Annotated in this window: 23 protein-coding genes; 9 read left to right on the top strand and 14 right to left on the bottom strand. The window is 61.8% G+C overall.

Annotation, left to right across the window (positions count from 1 at the left end):
* Nucleotides 1-3: 3 nt before the first annotated feature.
* The 9 genes from NTU39_RS16620 to NTU39_RS16580 form a co-directional block, all read right to left on the bottom strand.
* Nucleotides 4-672 (bottom strand): TetR/AcrR family transcriptional regulator, encoded by a 669-nt coding sequence (locus NTU39_RS16620; RefSeq protein ID WP_150663163.1) that lies wholly within the window; start codon nucleotides 670-672, stop codon nucleotides 4-6.
* Between the two features lie 141 nt (nucleotides 673-813).
* Nucleotides 814-1248 carry a diacylglycerol kinase gene (locus NTU39_RS16615; protein WP_047905104.1) on the bottom strand — a complete coding sequence of 145 codons (435 nt, stop codon included), beginning with the start codon at nucleotides 1246-1248 and terminating at the stop codon, nucleotides 814-816.
* A gap of 38 nt (nucleotides 1249-1286) precedes the next feature.
* Nucleotides 1287-2321, bottom strand: coding sequence for a glycosyltransferase family 4 protein (locus NTU39_RS16610; protein WP_257958087.1), 1035 nt, complete (start codon nucleotides 2319-2321; stop codon nucleotides 1287-1289).
* Between the two features lie 128 nt (nucleotides 2322-2449).
* Complete coding sequence (locus tag NTU39_RS16605) at nucleotides 2450-3406, bottom strand: UDP-2,3-diacylglucosamine diphosphatase (protein WP_308340565.1); 957 nt, start codon at nucleotides 3404-3406, stop codon at nucleotides 2450-2452.
* Between the two features lie 168 nt (nucleotides 3407-3574).
* Nucleotides 3575-4531, bottom strand: a complete 957-nt coding sequence (locus NTU39_RS16600) for an esterase/lipase family protein (RefSeq protein WP_257958086.1) — start codon at nucleotides 4529-4531, stop codon at nucleotides 3575-3577.
* A gap of 7 nt (nucleotides 4532-4538) precedes the next feature.
* A complete protein-coding gene (locus NTU39_RS16595; RefSeq protein ID WP_150663159.1) occupies nucleotides 4539-5123 on the bottom strand; it encodes an RDD family protein in 585 nt (194 codons plus the stop codon).
* 215 nt (nucleotides 5124-5338) lie between these two features.
* Complete coding sequence (locus NTU39_RS16590; RefSeq protein WP_257958085.1) at nucleotides 5339-6193, bottom strand: DUF3106 domain-containing protein; 855 nt, start codon at nucleotides 6191-6193, stop codon at nucleotides 5339-5341.
* A gap of 22 nt (nucleotides 6194-6215) precedes the next feature.
* Nucleotides 6216-6644 (bottom strand): DUF3619 family protein, encoded by a 429-nt coding sequence (locus NTU39_RS16585; RefSeq protein ID WP_039397623.1) that lies wholly within the window; start codon nucleotides 6642-6644, stop codon nucleotides 6216-6218.
* On the bottom strand, nucleotides 6641-7213 hold the full coding sequence (locus NTU39_RS16580; RefSeq protein ID WP_046292342.1) for an RNA polymerase sigma factor: 573 nt from the start codon (nucleotides 7211-7213) through the stop codon (nucleotides 6641-6643). The genes NTU39_RS16585 and NTU39_RS16580 overlap by 4 nt, the downstream gene beginning before the upstream one ends.
* A gap of 458 nt (nucleotides 7214-7671) precedes the next feature.
* Between NTU39_RS16580 and NTU39_RS16575 the strand changes: the two genes are divergently transcribed.
* From NTU39_RS16575 to NTU39_RS16545, 7 genes are all read left to right on the top strand, one after another.
* Nucleotides 7672-9441, top strand: coding sequence for an acetolactate synthase 3 catalytic subunit (locus tag NTU39_RS16575; protein ID WP_039397628.1), 1770 nt, complete (start codon nucleotides 7672-7674; stop codon nucleotides 9439-9441).
* Nucleotides 9442-9531: 90 nt separating this feature from the next.
* The gene (gene ilvN, locus NTU39_RS16570; RefSeq protein WP_039397629.1) at nucleotides 9532-10023 is read left to right on the top strand and encodes an acetolactate synthase small subunit; all 492 of its coding nucleotides are present in this window, start codon (nucleotides 9532-9534) and stop codon (nucleotides 10021-10023) included.
* Between the two features lie 77 nt (nucleotides 10024-10100).
* Nucleotides 10101-11117: a ketol-acid reductoisomerase gene (gene ilvC, locus NTU39_RS16565; protein ID WP_039397631.1), complete on the top strand. Its 1017-nt coding sequence runs from the start codon at nucleotides 10101-10103 to the stop codon at nucleotides 11115-11117.
* A 209-nt stretch (nucleotides 11118-11326) separates the two neighbouring features.
* Nucleotides 11327-11962, top strand: coding sequence for a phosphatidylserine decarboxylase (locus tag NTU39_RS16560; protein WP_039397633.1), 636 nt, complete (start codon nucleotides 11327-11329; stop codon nucleotides 11960-11962).
* A 220-nt stretch (nucleotides 11963-12182) separates the two neighbouring features.
* A complete protein-coding gene (locus tag NTU39_RS16555) occupies nucleotides 12183-13058 on the top strand; it encodes a CDP-alcohol phosphatidyltransferase family protein (RefSeq protein WP_039397635.1) in 876 nt (291 codons plus the stop codon).
* Nucleotides 13059-13252: 194 nt separating this feature from the next.
* Entirely contained in the window at nucleotides 13253-13741 is a 489-nt protein-coding gene (gene lysM, locus NTU39_RS16550) for a peptidoglycan-binding protein LysM (protein ID WP_150663157.1), read from the top strand.
* Between the two features lie 359 nt (nucleotides 13742-14100).
* Nucleotides 14101-15645, top strand: coding sequence for a 2-isopropylmalate synthase (locus NTU39_RS16545; RefSeq protein WP_257958084.1), 1545 nt, complete (start codon nucleotides 14101-14103; stop codon nucleotides 15643-15645).
* A gap of 111 nt (nucleotides 15646-15756) precedes the next feature.
* Here the strand turns inward: NTU39_RS16545 and NTU39_RS16540 are convergent, their stop codons facing one another.
* The 5 genes from NTU39_RS16540 to NTU39_RS16520 form a co-directional block, all read right to left on the bottom strand.
* Nucleotides 15757-16236, bottom strand: coding sequence for a DUF417 family protein (locus tag NTU39_RS16540; protein WP_150663155.1), 480 nt, complete (start codon nucleotides 16234-16236; stop codon nucleotides 15757-15759).
* A 98-nt stretch (nucleotides 16237-16334) separates the two neighbouring features.
* Complete coding sequence (locus tag NTU39_RS16535; RefSeq protein WP_150663154.1) at nucleotides 16335-16691, bottom strand: DUF4148 domain-containing protein; 357 nt, start codon at nucleotides 16689-16691, stop codon at nucleotides 16335-16337.
* Between the two features lie 130 nt (nucleotides 16692-16821).
* On the bottom strand, nucleotides 16822-17031 hold the full coding sequence (locus NTU39_RS16530) for a zf-HC2 domain-containing protein (RefSeq protein WP_257958083.1): 210 nt from the start codon (nucleotides 17029-17031) through the stop codon (nucleotides 16822-16824).
* Nucleotides 17018-17611, bottom strand: coding sequence for a sigma-70 family RNA polymerase sigma factor (locus tag NTU39_RS16525; RefSeq protein WP_257960096.1), 594 nt, complete (start codon nucleotides 17609-17611; stop codon nucleotides 17018-17020). Before NTU39_RS16525 ends, NTU39_RS16530 begins: the two co-directional genes overlap by 14 nt.
* 16 nt (nucleotides 17612-17627) lie before the next feature.
* Nucleotides 17628-18176: a hypothetical protein gene (locus tag NTU39_RS16520; RefSeq protein WP_246184439.1), complete on the bottom strand. Its 549-nt coding sequence runs from the start codon at nucleotides 18174-18176 to the stop codon at nucleotides 17628-17630.
* A gap of 154 nt (nucleotides 18177-18330) precedes the next feature.
* On the opposite strand from NTU39_RS16520, the gene NTU39_RS16515 reads away from it, so the two are divergent.
* Complete coding sequence (locus tag NTU39_RS16515) at nucleotides 18331-19605, top strand: branched-chain amino acid ABC transporter substrate-binding protein (RefSeq protein WP_257958082.1); 1275 nt, start codon at nucleotides 18331-18333, stop codon at nucleotides 19603-19605.
* A gap of 286 nt (nucleotides 19606-19891) precedes the next feature.
* Nucleotides 19892-20161: a 30S ribosomal protein S15 gene (gene rpsO, locus NTU39_RS16510; protein ID WP_039397648.1), complete on the top strand. Its 270-nt coding sequence runs from the start codon at nucleotides 19892-19894 to the stop codon at nucleotides 20159-20161.
* The last annotated feature ends 170 nt before the right edge of the window (nucleotides 20162-20331 follow it).

Below are 20331 nucleotides of genomic sequence, written 5' to 3'. Positions count from 1 at the left end.
GCCTTACTGCACTCCCTTGGACGATGATTCCCGAGCCATCTTGTCATACAGCTCGCGTGACTTTCCCTTGAGGTAGGGCGCCATCTGCGAAAGGATGTGATAGCTCGATTGATGCAGCCCTGCGCCGATTTCTGCGGGATCGTTGTACTTGCGCGGGTTCATCACGAATTGATAGGACAACCAGTACGTGGATAACACCACCATGTTGGTGGTCACGATCTCGATCTGCTCCGGCGTGATTTCCATTTCGCCATCGGCCACGAGCAGGTCGCACATCTCGCGTGCGAAGCGCTTCTTGTGGCCGACGATCTGCTTGAAGTGCGTCTCCAGCGTACGGTTACGCGCGAGCAGGTCGTTGAGGTCGCGATAGAGGAAACGGAAACGCCACAGAAATTCGGACATGTATTGCAGATACGTCCAGACTTCGTCGAGCGTGGGTTTGTGATCATCGGGCAGCCGCAGGCGACGTTCGATTTCCTGCTCGAACTGCGCAAAGATGCTGTTGATGATGTCGTCTTTGTTGCGGAAGTGATAGTACAGATTGCCGGGGCTGATTTTCATCTCCTCGGCAATCGTGGTGGTGGTGACGTTCGGTTCGCCGATTTCGTTGAAGAGTCGCAGGGACACTTCGAGAATTCGTTCGCGGGTTCGGCGTGGCGGCTTTGCTTCCATGTCTGTCGGCCCCGGTTAGCGGCAAGCTCGGCGAAGGAGGTTCTCCGCTTGCGTTTATGAGTTGAGTATTGGGTATACGGCGAACGATTATACCCGGCAGCCAGACGCTGCCAAGCCTGCAACCCGGGGCGACGAGCGATATCAGAAAAATGCCGTACGTACGAGCTCCACAATGACCGGGCCGGCGAGCGAGGCCCAGGTGAGAAGGCACAGGCCGAGCGCGACCAGCACGGCGGCACTGCCGAAATCCTTCGCACGCTTGGACAGTTCGTGTCGTTCGAGCGAAATACGGTCGATGGCGGCCTCGATGCTCGAATTGATCAGCTCGATGATGAGCACGAGCAGGATCGAGCCGATGAGCAGTACGCGCTCGACGGCCGTCACCGGCAGGAAAATCGCAGCGGGCAGGAGAATGGCGGCGAGCGCGAGTTCCTGACGGAAGGCGCTCTCCTCGAACACGGCAAACTTGAATCCGGACAGCGAGTACTTCAGGGCACGCCAGGCGCGCATGACGCCCCGGTTGCCCTTGTACGGATTCGGTTGTTTGTCGCGTGGCGGCGGGTGATCGATGAACAAGCGTCAGGTTCCTCGCCGCAACGGGCTCTGGAGGTGGATCAGACCGCGGGCGCGAGCGACGGCTCGGGCTTGCGCGGATGCAGATGCGAGGCGAATTCTTCAGAGGCCGCCTGCCACGAGAAGCGCTCGGCCCAGGCACGCGCGCTGGCTCGCGAGACCTTGAGGGCGTCCAGACACGCCTCGCGCAAATCCTCGCGCAGTGCGCCGCCGTCGCCCTCGGGGCAACCGGCGAACACATCGACCGGCCCGGTCACCGGGTAGGCCGCCACCGGCAGCCCGCACGCCATCGCTTCGAGCAACACCAGACCGAACGTATCGGTGCGGCTCGGGAAGACGAAGACGTCGGCCGACGCATAGACCTTCGCCAGTTCAGGCTGCGAGAGCATGCCGAGATAGTTCACATCGGGGTAGCGCGAGCGGAGTTCGGCCAGTTGCGGCCCTTCGCCCGCGACCCATTTCGAGCCAGGCAAATCCAGCTTCAGGAAGGCTTCGATGTTCTTCTCCACGGCAACGCGCCCCACGTAGAGGAAAATCGGATGTGCTGAATTTAGCACATGTGCTTCCTGCACACGGAAGATGTCGAGATCGACGCCGCGCGTCCACAACACCACGTTGTCGAAGCCATTCGCTTCGAGGTCACGTTTGACGACCGGTGTAGGGGCCATCACCGCACGCGAGGGTTTGTGAAACCAACGCAGGAAACGGTAGGTGGCAGAGAGCGGGAAGCCGAAGCGCGCCTGCACGTATTCCGGGAAGCGCGTGTGATAGGCGGTGGTGAACGGGAAGCCGTTACGCACCGCCCACTTGCGGGCCGCCATGCCCAGCGGGCCTTCGGTGGCGATGTGCAGGGCGTCCGGGGCGAAGTCTGCGATGCGGCGTCCGACGCGCCCGCCCGCGAAGAACGCGAGGCGGATTTCCGGATAGGTCGGGCACGGGATCGTGCGGAATTCCTGCGGCGTGAGCAGCTCGACACGATGGCCGGCCGCTTCCAGCTGAGCGCGCGTGTTCTTCAACGTGCGGACCACGCCGTTGATCTGCGGATCCCAGGCGTCGGTGACGATCATGATTTTCATCGGGCGCTCCTTCGCGCGTTTGGCGCGGGTGGAATGACACGCGCAATCGCGCGTGAAGTAACGCGCACGTCGGGCGGTGTTCGGCCGTCCATGCGCAGGTTGAGTTCGGGGTGTCTCGTGCTGTTGAGTCAGGCGCTGACCGGTGTAGCTTTCACGCGCTCGCGCGTGTTGCGCTTCTGTGTCCAGTAGATGATCTTCAGCTCGCCTTCGGTCGTCTCGACGAGTGCGGACAGGCTTTCGACCCAGTCGCCGTCGTTGCAATACAGCAGCCCGTCGATCTCGCGGATTTCCGGCTTGTGGATGTGCCCGCACACCACGCCGTCACAACCGCGGCGGCGCGCTTCGTCGGCCATCACGTTCTCGAACGCGGAAATGAAATTCACGGCGTTCTTCACTTGGTGCTTCAGGTACTGCGAGAGCGACCAATACGGGAAGCCGAAGCGCGTGCGCACGCGGTTGAACCAACGGTTGAGCAGCAGTGTGAGCGTATAAAGCGAGTCGCCCAAATAAGCGAGCCATTTGGCGTGCTGAATCACGCCGTCGAACAGATCGCCGTGGGTGATCCACAGGCGCTTGCCCGAGAGCGTGGTGTGAAACGCTTCGTCGCGCACGGCGATGTCGCCGAACGCCAGCCCGCAGAACTGTCGTGCCGCTTCGTCGTGATTGCCCGGCACGTAGATCACCTGCGTGCCCTTGCGTGCACGCCGCAGCATTTTCTGCACGACGTCGTTGTGCGCCTGAGGCCAGTGCCAGCCTTTGCGTAAATGCCAGCCGTCGATGATGTCGCCGACCAGATAGAGGTAATCCGACTCGTGATGCCGCAGGAAGTCGAGCAGATATTCCGCCTGGCAGCCTTGCGTGCCGAGGTGGATGTCCGAGAGCCAGATGGTGCGGTAGCGGGTGATGCCTTCGGGCGGCGGGTCGAGCGGATCGGGAGTGTCCGGCGGCAGGTCGATGATGGAGGGCGGTGTGGCGGGAGGACTGGCGGGCGGGGAGGCGGGGCGGCCCGGCGGGGTGTCTGCGAAGTGACCGGCGCGAGCCGAAGGCGTTGGGATCGGCAGATCGAAAGTGGGTGTCGTCGTCATAGCGGCTCGCACGTCGCGTTGAACATGCGAGCATTCCGCCATGCCTTCGTGAACGCACGATGACAGTCATGCGTGTGTCGCGAAAGTGTCTTTTAGCGTCGTGCCGATGCGACAGCCTGCAGCGCATGCATCCATCGCGAGATGCCGGGCGGCATCGTCGCGCCCGCGTCAGTTGCCGTGCCGCAACCCTTGCGCCACGCGCTCAAGTGTCTCCAGCACCAGTGCCCGCGAGCGCGGATGCGTGCCCAGAGAGACGTGCCCCAGACCGTCCAGCGCAATGTTGTGCGCGCCCGGCAAAACCGACGTGCGCACCGGATACACGACGTTGTCGTGCGCCGTGTAAATCGACGTGATTCGCGCGCGTTCGGCATCCTTTTCGCTGTTTGCCAGCGCCACCAGCCACTCGCTGCCGATGCTCATCTGACGGACGTTATGTCCGATGCCATGACGCGCATGCAGCGTGCCGAAGTGCGGCGAACCCAGGGTGATGGTGTGCGCGACAGGCAGCGTCGGATAGCGGCGCAGGCCGGCGCGTGCGGCGATCCCGCCCATGCTGTGGCCGATGATGACCACAGGCAGCCGCGTGCGCTCTGCAAGGTGCCGCGCGGCGTTGGCGATGGTTTCGGCGTAGTCGTCGATGTCGCCGAAGATCGGGGCGAGATTGACGGCGTCGCAATGATAACCAGCGTCCGCCAGATGACGGGAGAAACGCAGCCAGAAGGCGCGATTGCAGCCGTAACCATGCAGCAGGAGGACCGCCACGGGGCGTGCCGGTCCGCTGGGCGCGGGCAGTGGGGCGGCGCTGAACCACGGTTGGTACAGGTCGAGCAGGAGGATCGACGCTGCGCACTCATAGACCCAGACGGCGATGTTCGTGCCTGCGGTGGTGCGACGCTCAGGGCTCGGGTCGCCGTGCGCCGCCATGACGAAGCCAGCCGCGAGGCCGAGTGCGTGGGAGAAGGGAAGCCAGAGGAGTGTCCAGAGCACGGTCGTCCACGGGCTGTGCCACGCTGACCACGTCGCGATGGCGACAACGATCGACAGGGCGATTTCGATCGCGCCGTAAATCAGATGTGGACGGGAGGGCCGCAGCACCGGGGCGGCGGCCAGCGGCGGCGTGCTCATCGTCCCCTCATTTGCCCAAAACGCTGACGAGCCGCGTACCGGCGAGCCGGTCGTGAACGAACTGATGATCGGGCATCACGCGCATGGCGAGCGCCCAGATCACGAGCCAGCCGCCGAGCAGCGCCACGCTGTTCCAACCGGTGAGTCCCAACGCCCAGTCGAGTGCCATGGCTGGCAGCACCCAAAGCCACGCCAGGACATAGCGCAGGACCGCCCGCACCGGGCGTACCGGCAAACCGTGCGCGTCGACCAGACGGATCTTCCAGGTCTTCATGGCAAGCGTCTGACCGCCGTGCGTCCAGAACCAGACGAAGTACGCGCCGAGCACGAGGAACAGCCAGGTTTGCATGGCGTGGCGGTACATCAGTCCGCTGCGTTGCTGCGTCAGCGCGCTGAAGAGGTAGCCCGCGAGGAAGAGCACGCCGAAGAGCAGCAGCGACTCGTAGACCATCGAGAGCAGACGGCGACGCAGCGTCGGCACGGCATAGCTTTGCGGCCCGGCGGAGTCAGGTGCGTCAGGTGTGTCGGCAGCAGGGGACGAATGAGACGAACGAGGCGGCTTGGCAGCCTGAGTCGTAGCGGAGTCGGTCATCGCGGCGTGGTCTGAGGTCTTGTTGTCGAAGGCGCGGGGCGGCCCGGTTGGCATCCGGCAGCATGCGTTCGTTACGTATTCGCTGAGAAGGCGTCGCCCATTATGCGGAAGATTGGGCGGATGGGCCAGCCAGCCGGGGTGGCCTCACACGGGCGCCAAATGCAAACGGCCGCCCGAAGGCGGCCGTCGACTGTCATGTCGGCTGACGGTTGGCGTCAGTTGTGGTGATACAGATCCGAATTGAAGGTGTCCGCGTTCTTGTCGCTGTTGGCCGGGGCGGCGCTGGCTGCACCGTTGCTGGCGGCTGACGGATTGGACGCGGCGGGTGACGACGAGCCGGATGCCGGTGCCGGAAGGGCGGCCGACGGGGTCGACGCGACCGGTGCGGGTACGGGCAACGCACCGTTCTTCGAGGCGGCAGCACCATCCTTGCGATGCACGGCAGCGTACGGATTCTTCACGCCGGAACGGCCTGTGGGCGGTGCGCTGACCACGTTGGGACGGTTGGATTGCTTCTTGTCGTCCGCCGCCAGACGCTTTTTCTGCTCTTCCGTGAGCTGCTGGTACTGCTGCCAGACCTGCGCTTTGCGCTCCGGCGGCAAGGTCTTGGCGTTCTGATAGCTTTCGCGGGCCAGTTGGCGCTGCTCAGGCGTCAGGCGCACCCAGTCGGCCATACGGTCGTGCAGACGCTTGCGGCCTTCGGGCGACAACGTCTGAAAACGCTTGGCGATCTCGACCCACTTCTCGCGCTGACGTTCGCTCATCCGGTTCCAGTCCTGGGCGAGCGGGGCGAGGGCTTCCTGCTGTGCGGCATTGAGCTTCGCCCACGCACCACCCGGCGAGGGCAGGGCAGCCAGCGGCGCGCTGGTTGCAGCGGGCTGGCTGGCGGTGAGCATACCGACGGGGCCGGAGGCCGCCGCCGCGCCGTTGCCGGATGCGGTGGTGCCGTCGATCACCGGCGGCGCATCGGACACCGGTTCGGGGGCTTGCGAGCGGCGCAGCGCTGCCGTGCCGGCAAGAGCGGCGACGACTAGCGCGGCGACCAGAAAAAGTACGTTGCGTCGCGTCACTGGCTGGTCTTGGATGGGGGGACTACTGGGCACGCTTCACGTAAGCGTTGAAACCATGATCGGCATAGGCCGATAGCGGCAGTTCGTCGCTCAATACGGCAGCGTCGATATCCGCCAGATCCTGAATATGCTGCTGATGTTCCCAGTACGCTATGCCTGCCAGACCGATCACCAGTGCGGCGAGCGGCCAGAGCAGACCCAGACGGCCCAGTTTGTCGAACGCGCGACGCGGCCCGCCGATATCCGGCGATTGCATGCCGCCTACACCCGCGAGCACCAGCGCCGGTTGCACAACGGCCACCGGTTCGGGCTTCTTGCGGGCGAGCGCCTCCTGGCGCGCGGCGGCCAGCCGGGCCGCGATGTTCGGCGACGGTGCCTCGGACGCTTCGTCCAATGCCAGTCGCACGCGATGTGCGAAGCGAATTTCCCTCGTTTCCAGATCGTGACTCATAACCTGATCCCTTTTGCCTTCAACGCCTGTGCCAACGCGTGAGTGGCACGCGAGCAGTGCGTCTTGACGCTGCCTTCCGAGCACCCCATCGTGGCGGCGGTCTCGGCAACGTCCATGTCTTCCCAGTAACGCATGAGGAAGGCTTCTCGTTGACGTGTCGGTAGTTTCTGTATTTCCGCTTCGATGAGCGTGAGAATTTCGGCACGCGAAACCGAGTCTTCGCTGCTCTCGGTTTGCACAGACCCATCCTCGCCCAGTAAGGTTTCCAGCGGGTCGAAGTCGTCGCGTTCGTCGTCGCCGGGGCCGGCGAGGTTGGAGAACAGCGTGACCCACGTGTTGCGCACCTTCTGGCGGCGGAAATAGTCGTGAATGGTGTTCTGGAGGATGCGCGTGAACAGCAGCGGCAGGTCGGACGGCGGCTTGTCGCCGTACTTCTCGGCCAAACGGATCATCGCATCCTGAACGATATCGAGGGCGGCCTCGTCGTCGCGTACGGCATAGACGGCCTGCTTGAAAGCGCGCCGTTCGATGCCCGCGAGAAAATCCGCCAGTTCCTTGTCAGATGCCATCCGGTGGGGTACACGCAGCGTCGGCCGCTGCGCCTGTGAAATGCCGTGTAAGCGTAAAGATTACGTAAAGATCGCGTAGTCGGTGCGGATGCTACCAAAAACGCGCCTGCCTGTAACCGCTTTTGCTTCCGGTTGTGTCACGTTGTGTCGAGTTAGGTCGGTCGGATCGGTGCCGGCTTCCTATCATGTCAAGATTGTGCACCAGCGTGGGGATGCGCGCCGCATGATGTGGGAATTTTGCGAACTGTACTTCGCAGTCATGCTGCAAATGCATAAACTTGCTTGACCATTTTGCTGCAAACCGGTAACGTTGCCAGTTCGCAATATCTGTGATTGTCTCAATATCGGCACACCCATCAGGTGGGTCCATCATTCAGACGCGCAGCTTGAGCCCGGACCACAAGTTCGAGGGGAGAGCACCCAATCAAAATTTTTGCCGAAACTTTGAAAGGTCGACGATGAACATGCCAAGCGCGGAATTCTCCGAGGCGGAAGCTACACGCCACCAAAATACTTCTGAAGACATGATTGGCGCCGAGATCCTCGTGCGCTCGCTTCAAGAAGAGGGGGTCGAACATCTGTGGGGTTATCCCGGCGGTTCGGTTCTCTACATCTACGACGAACTCTACAAGCAGGACAAGATCCAGCACATTCTGGTGCGCCATGAGCAGGCAGCCGTGCATGCGGCCGACGCTTATTCGCGTTCCACCGACAAAGTCGGCGTGTGTCTCGTGACGTCTGGCCCGGGTGTGACTAATGCGGTCACCGGGATTGCCACGGCGTACATGGATTCGATCCCGCTCGTCATCATCACCGGGCAGGTGCCCACGGCCGCCATCGGTCAGGACGCCTTCCAGGAGTGCGACACGGTCGGTATTACCCGTCCCTGCGTCAAGCACAACTTCCTTGTGAAGGATGTGCGCGACCTCGCCGCCACCATCAAGAAAGCCTTCTATATCGCCAAGACGGGCCGTCCGGGTCCGGTACTGGTCGACATTCCGAAGGACGTTTCCAAGGCTCGCTGCCGCTTCGAATATCCGAAGACGGTGTCGCTGCGCTCGTACAACCCGGTGACGAAGGGCCATTCGGGCCAGATCCGCAAGGCCATGAGCCTGCTGCTCTCGGCCAAGCGTCCCTATATCTACACTGGCGGCGGCATCATTCTGGCCGATGCGTCGAAGGAACTGAACCAGTTCTGCGACCTGCTCGGCTATCCGGTGACCAACACGCTCATGGGCCTGGGCGGGTATCGCGCGAGCGATCCCAAGTTCCTCGGCATGCTTGGCATGCACGGCACGTACGAAGCCAACATGGCCATGCAGCACTGCGACGTGCTCATCGCCATCGGTGCGCGCTTCGATGACCGTGTGATCGGCAACCCGGAACACTTCTCGTCGACCGCCCGCAAGATCATTCACATCGATATCGACCCGTCGTCGATTTCCAAGCGTGTGAAGGTCGACATTCCGATCGTCGGCGACGTGAAGGAAGTGCTGCGCGAGATGATCGAGAATCTGCAGACCGCCGAGCACGGCCCGGATACCGGGGCGCTTGCCGACTGGTGGAAGCAGATCGAGGAATGGCGTTCGCGCGATTGCCTCGCCTTCGATCGCAAGAGCGAGATCATCAAGCCGCAACACGTGGTCGAGACCTACTGGAAGCTCACCGACGGTGAAGCGTTCGTGTGCTCGGACGTCGGTCAGCATCAGATGTGGGCCGCTCAGTACTATCGCTTCAACAAGCCGCGCCGCTGGATTAACTCGGGCGGTCTGGGGACGATGGGCTTCGGCTTGCCGGCGGCGATGGGCGTGAAGATGGCGCATCCGGACGCAGAAGTCGCCTGTATCACCGGCGAAGGCTCGATCCAGATGTGCATTCAGGAACTCTCGACGTGCTTGCAATACCGCACGCCGGTCAAGATTCTGTCGCTCAACAACCGCTATCTGGGCATGGTTCGTCAGTGGCAGCAGATCGAATACAGCAAGCGTTACTCCAGTTCGTACATGGACGCGCTGCCGGACTTCGTGAAGCTCGCCGAGGCGTACGGTCATGTGGGGATGCGTATCGAGAAGTCGTCGGACGTCGAGCCGGCACTGCGCGAGGCGCTGGCCCTGAAGGACCGCACGGTATTCATGGATTTCCAAACGGATCCCACCGAAAACGTCTGGCCGATGGTTCAGGCGGGCAAGGGCATCAGCGAGATGCTGCTCGGTTCGGAAGATCTGTAAGACGAAGCGGCACGTACGCGCTGACAGTCGTGGCCGGCCTTGCCGGAGCGCGGGCGCGACGTCCCCAACAAGGACAATCCGGGATACACCATGAGGCACATTATTTCTGTTTTGCTCGAAAACGAGCCGGGCGCGCTGTCGCGCGTGGTCGGACTGTTTTCGGCACGTGGCTACAATATCGAGACCCTCACCGTTGCGCCGACCGAAGATCGGTCGCTCTCACGCATGACGGTGGTCACGACCGGCTCCGATGACGTCATCGAGCAGATCACGAAACACCTGAACCGGCTCATCGAAGTGGTGAAGGTGGTCGATCTGACCGAGGGCGCGCATATCGAGCGCGAACTCATGCTGATCAAGGTTCGCGCGGTAGGCAAAGAGCGGGAAGAGATGAAGCGGATGTCGGATATTTTCCGCGGCCGCATCATTGACGTTACGGAAAAGACCTATACGATTGAGCTCACCGGAAATTCGTCGAAGCTTGACGCATTTATCGAAGGGCTCGACCAGACGGCGATTCTCGAGACGGTTCGTACCGGTGGCTCGGGCATCGGGCGCGGTGAGCGCATCCTGAAGGTCTGACCGGCAACGGCAACGCGGTAAGCGGATTTCGATCCATTCTGATTTCAGTTTATTTTTGGTAATACGGGACACTCCAAATGAAAGTTTTCTACGACAAAGACGCCGACCTCTCCCTCATCAAGGGCAAGCAAGTCACGATCATCGGTTACGGCTCGCAAGGCCACGCCCACGCACAGAACCTGAAGGACAGCGGCGTGAACGTGACGGTCGGTCTGCGCAAAGACGGCGCTTCGTGGAACAAGGCAGTCAACGCTGGCCTGAACACCAAGGAAGTGGCAGAAGCCGTGAAGTCGGCTGACATCGTCATGATGCTGCTGCCGGATGAGCAAATCGCCGACGTGTACAAGAACGAAGTGCACGCCAACATCAAGGAAGGCGCTGCGCTCGCCTTCGCGCACGGCTTCAACGTGCACTACGGCTGCGTGATCCCGCGCGCCGACCTCGACGTCATCATGATCGCCCCGAAGGCCCCGGGCCACACGGTGCGCTCGACGTACTCGCAAGGTGGCGGCGTGCCGCACCTGATCGCCGTGGCGCAAGACAAGTCGGGCGCCGCTCGCGACATCGCACTGTCGTACGCTGCCGCTAACGGCGGTGGCCGTGCCGGCATCATCGAAACGAACTTCCGCGAAGAAACGGAAACCGACCTGTTCGGCGAGCAAGCCGTGCTGTGCGGCGGTACCGTCGAGCTGATCAAGGCCGGTTTCGAAACGCTGGTCGAAGCCGGTTACGCGCCGGAAATGGCCTACTTCGAGTGCCTGCACGAACTGAAGCTGATCGTCGACCTGATCTATGAAGGCGGTATCGCCAACATGAACTACTCGATCTCGAACAACGCCGAATACGGCGAGTACGTCACCGGCCCGCGCGTCGTGACGGAAGAGACGAAGAAGGCCATGAAGCAGTGCCTGACCGACATCCAGACCGGCGAGTACGCCAAGTCGTTCATCCTGGAAAACAAGGCCGGTGCCCCGACCCTGATCTCGCGTCGTCGTATCACGGCCGAGCACCAGATCGAGCAAGTGGGCGGCAAGCTGCGCGCAATGATGCCGTGGATCGCCAAGAACAAGCTGGTCGACCAGTCGAAGAACTAAGTTCTCTGAACTGACGTCGCTGACCGCCTGTTTTGCCGTAGCTGTCGCTGCGGTAAAACAGGCGGTTTTTTTATGACATCCGCGTGTCGTTTGGGGAAAAAGTGTCGCCGTGCCGCGCGCATTGCTACAATGCCGCCACGCCACGGTTTGGTCCAAAGCAGGCCGACCCGCTCACTCAACCGTTTTACCAAGGACGCGAGTTCAATCGCATGAATTATCCTCACCCGATCATCGCCCGCGAGGGCTGGCCCTTCCTGGGCATCGCCGTCGCCGTCGCGCTCGTCGTGCATTTTATGGCTGGCGTGTTTTGGGCCGCGCCGTTCTGGGTGATCGCCCTGTTCGTTCTGCAGTTCTTCCGCGACCCCCCGCGCGAAGTGCCGCAGCAGGCCAATGCCGTGCTCTCCCCGGCAGACGGTCGCATCGTGGCCATCGAAACCACGCAAGACCCGTACGCAGGCCGCGAAGCGCTGAAAATCAGCGTCTTCATGAACGTCTTCAATGTTCACTCGAATCGTGCCCCGGTTGACGGCACCGTGACCAAGGTGGAATATTTCCCGGGACGTTTTTTCAACGCCGATCTCGACAAGGCGTCGCTTGAGAACGAGCGCAATGCGCTGGTGATCGACGTGGGCGGCCAGATCGTGACGAGTGTGCAGGTCGCGGGTCTGATCGCGCGCCGTATCCTGTGCTACGTGAAGGCGGGCGACCGTCTGACGCGCGGTCAGCGTTATGGCTTCATTCGCTTCGGTTCGCGTGTCGACGTCTATCTGCCGCTGGGTTCGCGCCCGCGCGTGGCGATCGGCGACAAGGTGTCCGCCACCTCGACGATCCTCGCCGAGCTGTAAGCCACTCGTAACCGCATCAGGTCAGTGGTGGCGGCGCGACCTCCGGGCCGCACGCCGCCGTGGCCGCCGCGTCGTCAAGCTTTGCCACGGGGTGCCGAGGTTTGGCGATGCGGTCTGCAACTGCTTTCGCGTTTCACGTTCCAATAGCGGTGATCCGTCGCGGGTTCGCCCGCAGTCTTGGGGGCTGTCCATCGACCCTAGCATCGAAAAGGAGTTATAGATGCCGGAAAACCATCGCGGCCGCTTGCGCAACAATGTCAGGCATCTCTCGCCGTTCGGCCGTCACAAGAATCCATCAGAGCCATCGATGAACGAAGACCACGATCAGGGTGTGGAGGACGATGTGCCGGTGCGTCCGCGCAATCGCGGCATCTATCTGCTGCCGAACGCTTTTACGACCGCAGCACTTTTCTGCGGTTTCTTCGCCATCGTGCAGGCGATGAACGATCGCTTCGAGCAGGCGGCCATTGCCATCTTTTTCGCGATGGTGCTCGACGGCATGGACGGGCGCGTAGCCCGCATGACCAATACGCAGAGCGCCTTCGGTGAGCAGTACGATTCGCTTTCCGATATGACCTCGTTCGGCGTTGCGCCGGCGCTGGTGATGTACGAGTGGATCCTGCACGAGATCGGCAAGTGGGGCTGGCTGGCGGCGTTCGTCTATGTGGCGGGGGCGGCGTTACGTCTGGCCCGCTTTAACGCCAACATCGGCGTGGTCGACAAGCGCTTCTTCCAGGGGCTCGCCAGTCCGGCGGCAGCGGCGCTGATCGCCGGGTTCGTCTGGATCACGATCGACAATAAGTTGCCTGTGAACGTGTTCTGGATGCCGTGGGTCGCATTCTTCCTCACGATCTACGCGGGGATGTCGATGGTGTCGAACGCACCGTTCTACAGCGGCAAGGCGCTCGATGTGCGCCAGCGCGTCTCGTTCGGCGTGGTGTTGCTGTTCATGGTCGGCTTCATTCTGGTGTCGTCCGATCCGCCGCTGGCGCTGTTCGGCATGTTCTGCGTATACAGCGTGTCGGGCTATGTGCTGTGGGCGTTCCGCTTCGTCAAAGGTCGCCGTCAGCGGATTTTCGGCGAAGTCGACGAATAACCGAGTAGGAAACCAGGGGCGTCTCGGTACGCCCCTTGTCATATCTACCTGTCAGTGTTGTCAGGTATGACATCGTTGGGATGCGCTAATCTTGACGTTGGTAGGCGAAGTACCCTTGTGGCACGGGCCGTTTTCCGCTGATCTGGCAGGGCCCGTCGCTGTTTTCCATAGTTCGAAGTAACGAAGGAGAAATCATGGGCATACTCGATTTCGTGAAGGACGCCGGTGAGGCGCTTTTCGGTAAGGCACACGCGGCAGACGCACCTCCGCCCGCCCCGGGGCCCGATGCCGATGCGGCTAACCGCACCGCCGGTGAAGCCATCGAAAACTACATCAAATCGCAAGGGTTGGATGCGACTGGCCTCGACGTCGAGTTCGACGGCGCAACCCGAACCGTCAAGGTCTACGGCGTCGCGGCCGATCAGGCGACCAAGGAGAAGATCCTCCTGTGCTGCGGCAACGTGAAGGGGGTTGCTGCGGTGGACGACCAGATGTCGGTTTCGACGGCGTCGGCCGAAGCCAAGTACTACACAGTGAAGTCGGGCGACACGTTGTCGGCCATCTCCAAGTCGGCTTATGGCGATGCCAACAAGTACAACGGCATCTTCGAAGCGAACAAGCCGATGCTTTCCAGCCCGGACAAGATTTATCCGGGGCAGGTGCTGCGGATTCCGCCGCTCTGATCGGGCGTTCGTCCCGTGATTGCCAGCCCGGCCTTGTGCCGGGCTGTTTCGTTTCTGGAGGCGGCAAGCGCGCCGTCCGATGGCCGCGAATGCCCGTGTGTACGGGGCTTTACGCCTGCCGCCCGCGTTGCGGAATCACCCGTTTGCGACTATATTGGCGCTCATGATTTCAGGCGCCTGACCGGCTCCGGGCCTTCCTCACGCACCGCTTGGCGTCGCTTCTGGCGTCGCACACGGCGTCACTTGCGGTGCCACTGATGCCATGCTGTTTCTCCGCCTTCGGGCCGGCCATGCCTGCACGCGCCGCGCACTGATATCAAAAAATACCGAACCCTACGAAATCCCCACAGGAGCAAATCATGGCCGACAAGCTGATCATTTTCGATACGACCTTGCGCGACGGTGAACAGTCGCCGGGCGCGTCGATGACCCGCGACGAGAAGATCCGCATCGCCCGTCAACTGGAGCGACTGCGCGTGGACGTCATCGAAGCCGGTTTCGCGGCCAGCTCGAACGGCGATTTCGAGGCGATTCGAGCGATCGCCGGCATCGTGAAGGACAGCACGGTCTGCTCGCTCGCACGCGCTAACGACCGCGATATCGCACGGGCCGCCGAAGCGCTCAAGGGGGCGAATTCGTCACGTATTCACACGTTCATCGCCACGTCGCCGCTGCACATGGAGAAGAAGCTGCGCATGAGCCCGGACCAGGTGTTCGAGCAGGCGAAGCTTGCCGTGCGTTACGCGCGTCAGTTCACCGACAACATCGAGTTCTCGCCGGAAGACGGCAGCCGCTCGGATCTGGACTTCCTTTGCCGCGTGCTCGAAGCCGTGATCAACGAAGGGGCAACGACCATCAACGTGGCAGACACCGTCGGCTACGGCGTACCGGAACTCTACGGCCAGCTCGTGCGTACGTTGCGTGAGCGCGTGCCGAACTCGGACAAGGCGGTCTGGTCGGTGCACTGCCACAACGACCTGGGCATGGCCGTGGCGAACTCGCTGGCTGGCGTGCAACTGGGCGGCGCGCGTCAGATCGAGTGCACGATCAACGGCTTGGGCGAGCGTGCAGGCAATACATCGCTCGAAGAAGTCGTGATGGCGCTCAAGACCCGCAAGGATTATTTCGGACTGGAACTCGGCATCGATACGACGCAGATCGTGCCGGCCTCGAAGCTCGTTTCGCAGATCACCGGCTTCAACGTGCAGCCGAACAAGGCCGTCGTGGGCGCCAATGCGTTCGCGCACGCGTCGGGCATCCACCAGGATGGTGTGCTCAAGGCGCGCGATACGTACGAAATCATGCGCGCGGAAGACGTGGGCTGGACGGCGAACAAGATCGTGCTGGGAAAGCTCTCGGGCCGTAACGCGTTTAAGCAGCGTCTGCAAGAACTGGGCATCGAGATGGAGTCGGAGCAGGACGTGAATGCGGCGTTCGCCCGCTTCAAGGAACTCGCCGATCAGAAGTCGGAAATCTTCGACGAGGACATTCTCGCGATCGTCTCGAACGAAGCGCAGGCCGAAGGCAACGAGCACTTCTACCTCGTGTCGATGGCGCAGCACTCCAAGACCGGTGAGCGTCCGAGCGCGCGTGTAGTGTTCACCGCGCAGGGTAAGGAGCTCGTGGGCGAGTCCGACGGCAACGGGCCGGTCGACGCCGTGCTCAATGCCATCGAATCGCAGGTGAAGAGCGGTGCGGAGCAACTGCTGTACTCGGTCAACGCCATCACGACCGGCACGCAGTCGCAAGGGGAAGTCACGGTGCGTCTGTCGAAGGCGGGCCGTATCGTGAACGGGGTCGGTACGGACCCGGACATCGTTGCGGCATCGGCCAAGGCCTATCTGTCGGCGCTCAACAAGTTGTACTCGAAGGCTGAGAAGCTGAATCCGCAACTCACACCGTAATCGCCGGTAGACTCGGTCGATCCGGTCGATCGATCCATCGGCCGAGGGCGTTTGCTTCGCCGCCGACGCTGAAAATGCTCGCACCCTGCACGTCAGGGGCGGGCATTTTTGCTATCTGAGCGCCGAATGATACTGGCTGTAGACGTTCTGCTCGCGGCCCTGCGCGAATGTGCGTGCCGCGACCAGCAGGGCGACACCCAGCAGCGTCAGATCCTTGATCAGAAAACCGAAGGTGCCGCCGCGGATGTCCGGTGTCGTCGCAAGGAACGAGACGGTCACGATCAGGGTGAGCGCCACGCCCAGACTGCCTGCCAGACGCACACGCAGGTTACCCGCGTGCGCCATGGCCAGCGCCGAGGCGAGTTCGAAGCAGCCGACGAGGTTGGACACCGTCTGTGCGCTCAGACCCAGGTAGAGCCAACCCAGCAGCGGATGTTGGCTGACCAGCGGGAAAATGGCGGCCGCTTCGCGTTCGGTGAACTTATGGATGCCGTAGCCGATGAAGATGCCGACGACGCTGTAAAGCGCGAAGTGGTATGCGAGACGCTCCAGCCGAGCCGCAGCAGGGCATTTCATCTGAGAGTAATGCATGGGGGGCGACTCCGAAATTAGTCCCGTCTTCCGGGGAGTCCGCAGAGGTATCCTCCGCTCGCCGCCGACTCGGCGGCGAGTGACTTCTGATCGATGACTTACTGACCGCGATAGATGCGCTCGTGCAGCGATGCGTCACCATAGGCTGCGCGCTTCATTCCGGACTTCATACCCGATTTCATGCCCGAGGCCGGTGCTGGCATGGCGTCGCCAGTGGCAACGCCAGTTGCGGTTTGCGTGGGTGCCGGTTCGCGCTTTGCCAGTTCCGCCTTTGCTGCCAGAAGGTTGGCAGGATATCGGGTATGGTCGGTGCCGCCGTGATAGCCGACCCCTTGCAGTGCCTTGAGTTCGGCGACGACGTGTTCGCGCGTCAGCCCGCTCTGCGGGGCGGCAAGGGCGACGGTCGAAACGCTGAGGATGGCAAGCGCGGCAGCCGAGAGAATGGACGTCTTCATGGTAGCTATCTCCAAACGATAAGCGTGGGTGGAAAAGTTCAATCGCGCAGCACATTGGCTGTCGATCGCACCGTTTAGTCGTCGGGGGACGCCGGATATGACAGGGTGACGAAAAAATTTCTACTGATCGTCAATTATCAAGCGACGTTGCAGCGACATCGGCATAACCGGCAACGCGGCGCGATATGGCGCGCAGCGTAGCGATTTGCGCTGCGTACGCGCGGCACCCCGCGCACATCAGCAGATGCGCATGCACATGAGCGCTCTCAAGCGCGGTCAACGGCCGGTCGAGCTTGTCGGAGAGCGAACGTGTGACATTGGCGCAGTTACCCAAGGGCATCGTTGGCTTCCAGTCCTTTGGCCGAAAGGCAAGTGCGCAAGCGAGTGCGCGCGCGGTATAGCAATACGCTGCAATGATTGGCATCGAGGTCAAGTTCCCGGCAGATTTCGGCGATGTCCATGTCGAGTAATTCGCGCATGGAAAACACGCGACCCGTGGATTCGGGCAGGGTGTTCAGGCACCCGTCGAACAATGCCCAGAACTGTTGCTGGGCGACGAGTGTCTCGGGGCGAGGCCAGGCGCGTGGGCGCGCATGATCGTTCCAATGGCCGCGCTCGTCGAAAAGCTCGCGATCGAACACGGAGTTCTCATCGGCGTCGCCTTCGAGAGACGAGGCGTTGATCATGCGGCGTCGCGCTCGCATGGTATCGATCAGCTTGTTGCGCAGAATCGCGAAAACCCACGTCTTGTGTTGGGAGCGCCCGGAGAATTCGCTCGATGGCGAGCAAGCCGCCGTCAGCGCTTCCTGAACAGCATCTTCTGCCAGATGTTCGTCGCACAATTGCAACCTGGCAAAGCGCAGCAGGTCGCGACGCAGTTCCGCGAGATACGCGTGGTCCAGATACGAATTCGCGGAAATAGGGCGCCCTCCTGACTTAGAACAGATTGTTATCCCGTTTCTCGTGCAGCGGATCCGGGCTGATTTGGGTGGTCTTGACGATGCCGTCGGCGTCGAAATAGAAGTTCATCATCGAGAACCACACGTCGTCCTGCTTGAAGCGATATGTCCAGACTTCGCGCTTCATCAGCGGGAAAGCCGAAGTCTCGACAGGCTCGCCAAAGTGATGCAGCACATCCGTCTTGGTCCATTTGTCGATTTCGACCTTGTTGAACTCCTGCGTCGACAGCACCTGCGCGACATGCAGCAGCCGACCCTGAGCATCGAAGTCGGCGGCAATCGTTTCCTCGCCGAACGGCTTCGTCGGATAGAGCCAGCGTGTGACGCCGGGCGCGAGCGGATAGACCTCTTTGGGCTTGCCCAATTGCGCCTGCACTTCCGCCTGCGACGCCGAGGCGGGCAATTGTTGCCACGACGGCGTGATACAGGCCGTTAACGACAACGCGAGCACGCCAGCAGCGGCCCAGCGGATGGCTCGAGTCGACGCAGTATCGGTGTCGATAATCACGGGGAAACGATACGTCATGGTTGGCCTCATGGGGGTGGGGATTTGCCCAAAATATGGGCGATGGTGGCTAGCTGGTAGCATACCGCCACCGTTCCCCATCGTGGGGTGCCTTGGCTTGCCCGGGCGGGTGGCGGCAGTTATGATTCGCGCCGGGACAGTTCTAGAGGCCTCGATGAAATCTCATGTATTGCTGGCGCGTGTTTGCGCGGTGCTTTGCACTTTGGGCCTGCTGGCCGCCACCGGCGTGGCCGATGCTGCGCCGCCGATTCGGCTCGCCCTCGTCGAGGGGATGAGCGGGCCTTTCGGCAATGCGGGGGCGATGGTCGAGCGAAATCTGCGTTTCGCGATCGATCGCGTGAACGCGCGTGGCGGTGTGAAGTTGCGCGACGGCGCACATCCGCTTGAACTGACAGTGTTCGACAGCAAGGGCGCAGTTGAAGACAGTCTCGTGCAACTCAAGGCGGCAGGGGATCTCGGTATCCCGTTTGTCCTGCAAGGCAACAGTTCGGCGGTGGCGTCGGCACTGATCGACGCCATCAACAAGCGCAATGCGCGTGAGCCGGGCCAGCGTATGCTGTTCTTCAACTACTCCGCCGTCGATACGGCACTGACCAACGAGCAGTGCAGCTTCTGGCATTTCGCGTTCGACGCCAACGCCGCGATGCGCATGCAGGCGCTTACCGAAGCCATCAAGCAAGACGACAGCATTCAGAAGGTCTATCTGCTCAATCAGGATTACAGCTTCGGACGTCAGGTCGCCACACTGGCTCGCCAGATGATCGGCGCCAAGCGTCCCGACGTACAGATCGTGGGCGAACAGTTCAGCCCAGTGGGTCGTGTGAAGGACTTCACGCCGTATCTGGCGCGTATCCGCGCGGCCGGCGCCGATACCGTGGTCACGGGCAGTTGGGGTAACGATCTGACGCTGCTCGTCAAGGCTGCGCGAGAGCAGGGCATGGAGCTCAAGTTCTACACGTTCTACGGCAACGCGCTCGGTGCCCCGGCGGCGCTGGGCGATGCCGGTGTCGGACGCGTGTATGCGGTGGCCGAGTGGCATCCGAATGTCGGGGGTGAGGCGTCGGACGCGTACTACAAGGCGTTCCGCGCGCGCTATCCGGAGGCGCGCGACGATTACCCACTGCTGCGCATGAGCGTGATGGTCGACATGATTGCCGCAGCGCTAGAACAAGCGGGGACCACGGATGTGACGACCGTCGCGCGCGCGCTCGAAAACCGTCGCGTGCGTGAGGCACCGGCCGATGCATGGATGCGGGCGAACGACCATCAGATGATCGAGCCGCTGTATGTCTCTGTGATGCGTCGCGCGGGCGAGCCGGGCGTGAAGTTCGATAATGAGGGCTCGGGCTACGGGTTCCGGACCGTGATGGAGTTGCCGATGAACAAGGTGGCGCTGCCGAGCACGTGCCGGATGGCGCGTCAGCGCTGACCGACGGTTGGCCCTGAGGGCGACCGGAAGGTCGATTGGTCGTGATTTTTCGGATAATTTGACGAATTTCTCCAGATTATTCGTCCGAAATTGGCGTTTTGATCGGTTCGATGGGGCTTGCAGGCCCGTCTGTTGCGGCAAAGCGCGGAAAAAAGTGGCGTCGTGATGCCGGTTCCCGTATAATCGCGCACTTGCAGTTTTGTTTATGTACGGCAACGTACATGTTTTTGTAAGTTCACGGCACGGCCATTCTTCCGTGACCGCGTGTATATCCAAAGGAAAGAAAATGTCGAACGCAGATATCAAGAAGTCGGACGTCGTGGCGCAATTCGCCCGCGCCGCCAATGACACCGGCTCCCCCGAAGTTCAGGTTGCGCTGCTGACCACGCGCATCAACGAACTGACCCCGCACTTCAAGGCACACATGAAGGATCACCACAGCCGCCGCGGTCTGCTGCGCATGGTGAGCCGTCGTCGTAAGCTGCTCGACTACCTCAAGGGCAAGGATGCAGACCGCTACCGCGCCCTGATCGAGAAGCTGGGCCTGCGTAAGTAAGCGATTACGATTACGACGAGATGCCTGTATCAGCGTGCTGATGCAGGCATTTTGTTTTTGGGCGGTACCCGATCGATGCGCTGAGAGCGCCTTTCGGGACGATCAGCCCGGCGGTTGCGCCGGGTTCCCGGTCTCCGTTACCGATTTACGGGGCCTCGTCGGCAAGCAGG

The sequence above is a fragment of the Pandoraea commovens genome (assembly GCF_024704525.1).
Lineage (GTDB): Bacteria > Pseudomonadota > Gammaproteobacteria > Burkholderiales > Burkholderiaceae > Pandoraea > Pandoraea commovens.
Note: the sequence above shows the minus strand (reverse complement) of the source record. Positions and strands in the feature narration are given on the sequence as shown.

Bases quoted from the DNA above. Each gene is read 5' to 3' on its own strand.
- NTU39_RS16545 (WP_257958084.1), top strand. From the start codon at position 14,101: ATGGCCGACAAGCTGATCATTTTCGATACGACCTTGCGCGACGGTGAA.
- rpsO (WP_039397648.1), top strand. From the start codon at position 19,892: ATGTCGAACGCAGATATCAAGAAGTCGGACGTCGTGGCGCAATTCGCC.
- NTU39_RS16535 (WP_150663154.1), bottom strand. From the start codon at position 16,691: ATGAAGACGTCCATTCTCTCGGCTGCCGCGCTTGCCATCCTCAGCGTT.
- NTU39_RS16585 (WP_039397623.1), bottom strand. From the start codon at position 6,644: ATGAGTCACGATCTGGAAACGAGGGAAATTCGCTTCGCACATCGCGTG.
- ilvN (WP_039397629.1), top strand. From the start codon at position 9,532: ATGAGGCACATTATTTCTGTTTTGCTCGAAAACGAGCCGGGCGCGCTG.
- NTU39_RS16575 (WP_039397628.1), top strand. From the start codon at position 7,672: ATGAACATGCCAAGCGCGGAATTCTCCGAGGCGGAAGCTACACGCCAC.
- ilvC (WP_039397631.1), top strand. From the start codon at position 10,101: ATGAAAGTTTTCTACGACAAAGACGCCGACCTCTCCCTCATCAAGGGC.
- NTU39_RS16555 (WP_039397635.1), top strand. From the start codon at position 12,183: ATGCCGGAAAACCATCGCGGCCGCTTGCGCAACAATGTCAGGCATCTC.
- NTU39_RS16540 (WP_150663155.1), bottom strand. From the start codon at position 16,236: ATGCATTACTCTCAGATGAAATGCCCTGCTGCGGCTCGGCTGGAGCGT.
- NTU39_RS16600 (WP_257958086.1), bottom strand. From the start codon at position 4,531: ATGAGCACGCCGCCGCTGGCCGCCGCCCCGGTGCTGCGGCCCTCCCGT.
- NTU39_RS16605 (WP_308340565.1), bottom strand. From the start codon at position 3,406: ATGACGACGACACCCACTTTCGATCTGCCGATCCCAACGCCTTCGGCT.
- NTU39_RS16530 (WP_257958083.1), bottom strand. From the start codon at position 17,031: ATGCCCTTGGGTAACTGCGCCAATGTCACACGTTCGCTCTCCGACAAG.
- NTU39_RS16520 (WP_246184439.1), bottom strand. From the start codon at position 18,176: ATGACGTATCGTTTCCCCGTGATTATCGACACCGATACTGCGTCGACT.
- NTU39_RS16620 (WP_150663163.1), bottom strand. From the start codon at position 672: ATGGAAGCAAAGCCGCCACGCCGAACCCGCGAACGAATTCTCGAAGTG.
- lysM (WP_150663157.1), top strand. From the start codon at position 13,253: ATGGGCATACTCGATTTCGTGAAGGACGCCGGTGAGGCGCTTTTCGGT.
- NTU39_RS16580 (WP_046292342.1), bottom strand. From the start codon at position 7,213: ATGGCATCTGACAAGGAACTGGCGGATTTTCTCGCGGGCATCGAACGG.
- NTU39_RS16515 (WP_257958082.1), top strand. From the start codon at position 18,331: ATGAAATCTCATGTATTGCTGGCGCGTGTTTGCGCGGTGCTTTGCACT.
- NTU39_RS16595 (WP_150663159.1), bottom strand. From the start codon at position 5,123: ATGACCGACTCCGCTACGACTCAGGCTGCCAAGCCGCCTCGTTCGTCT.
- NTU39_RS16610 (WP_257958087.1), bottom strand. From the start codon at position 2,321: ATGAAAATCATGATCGTCACCGACGCCTGGGATCCGCAGATCAACGGC.
- NTU39_RS16560 (WP_039397633.1), top strand. From the start codon at position 11,327: ATGAATTATCCTCACCCGATCATCGCCCGCGAGGGCTGGCCCTTCCTG.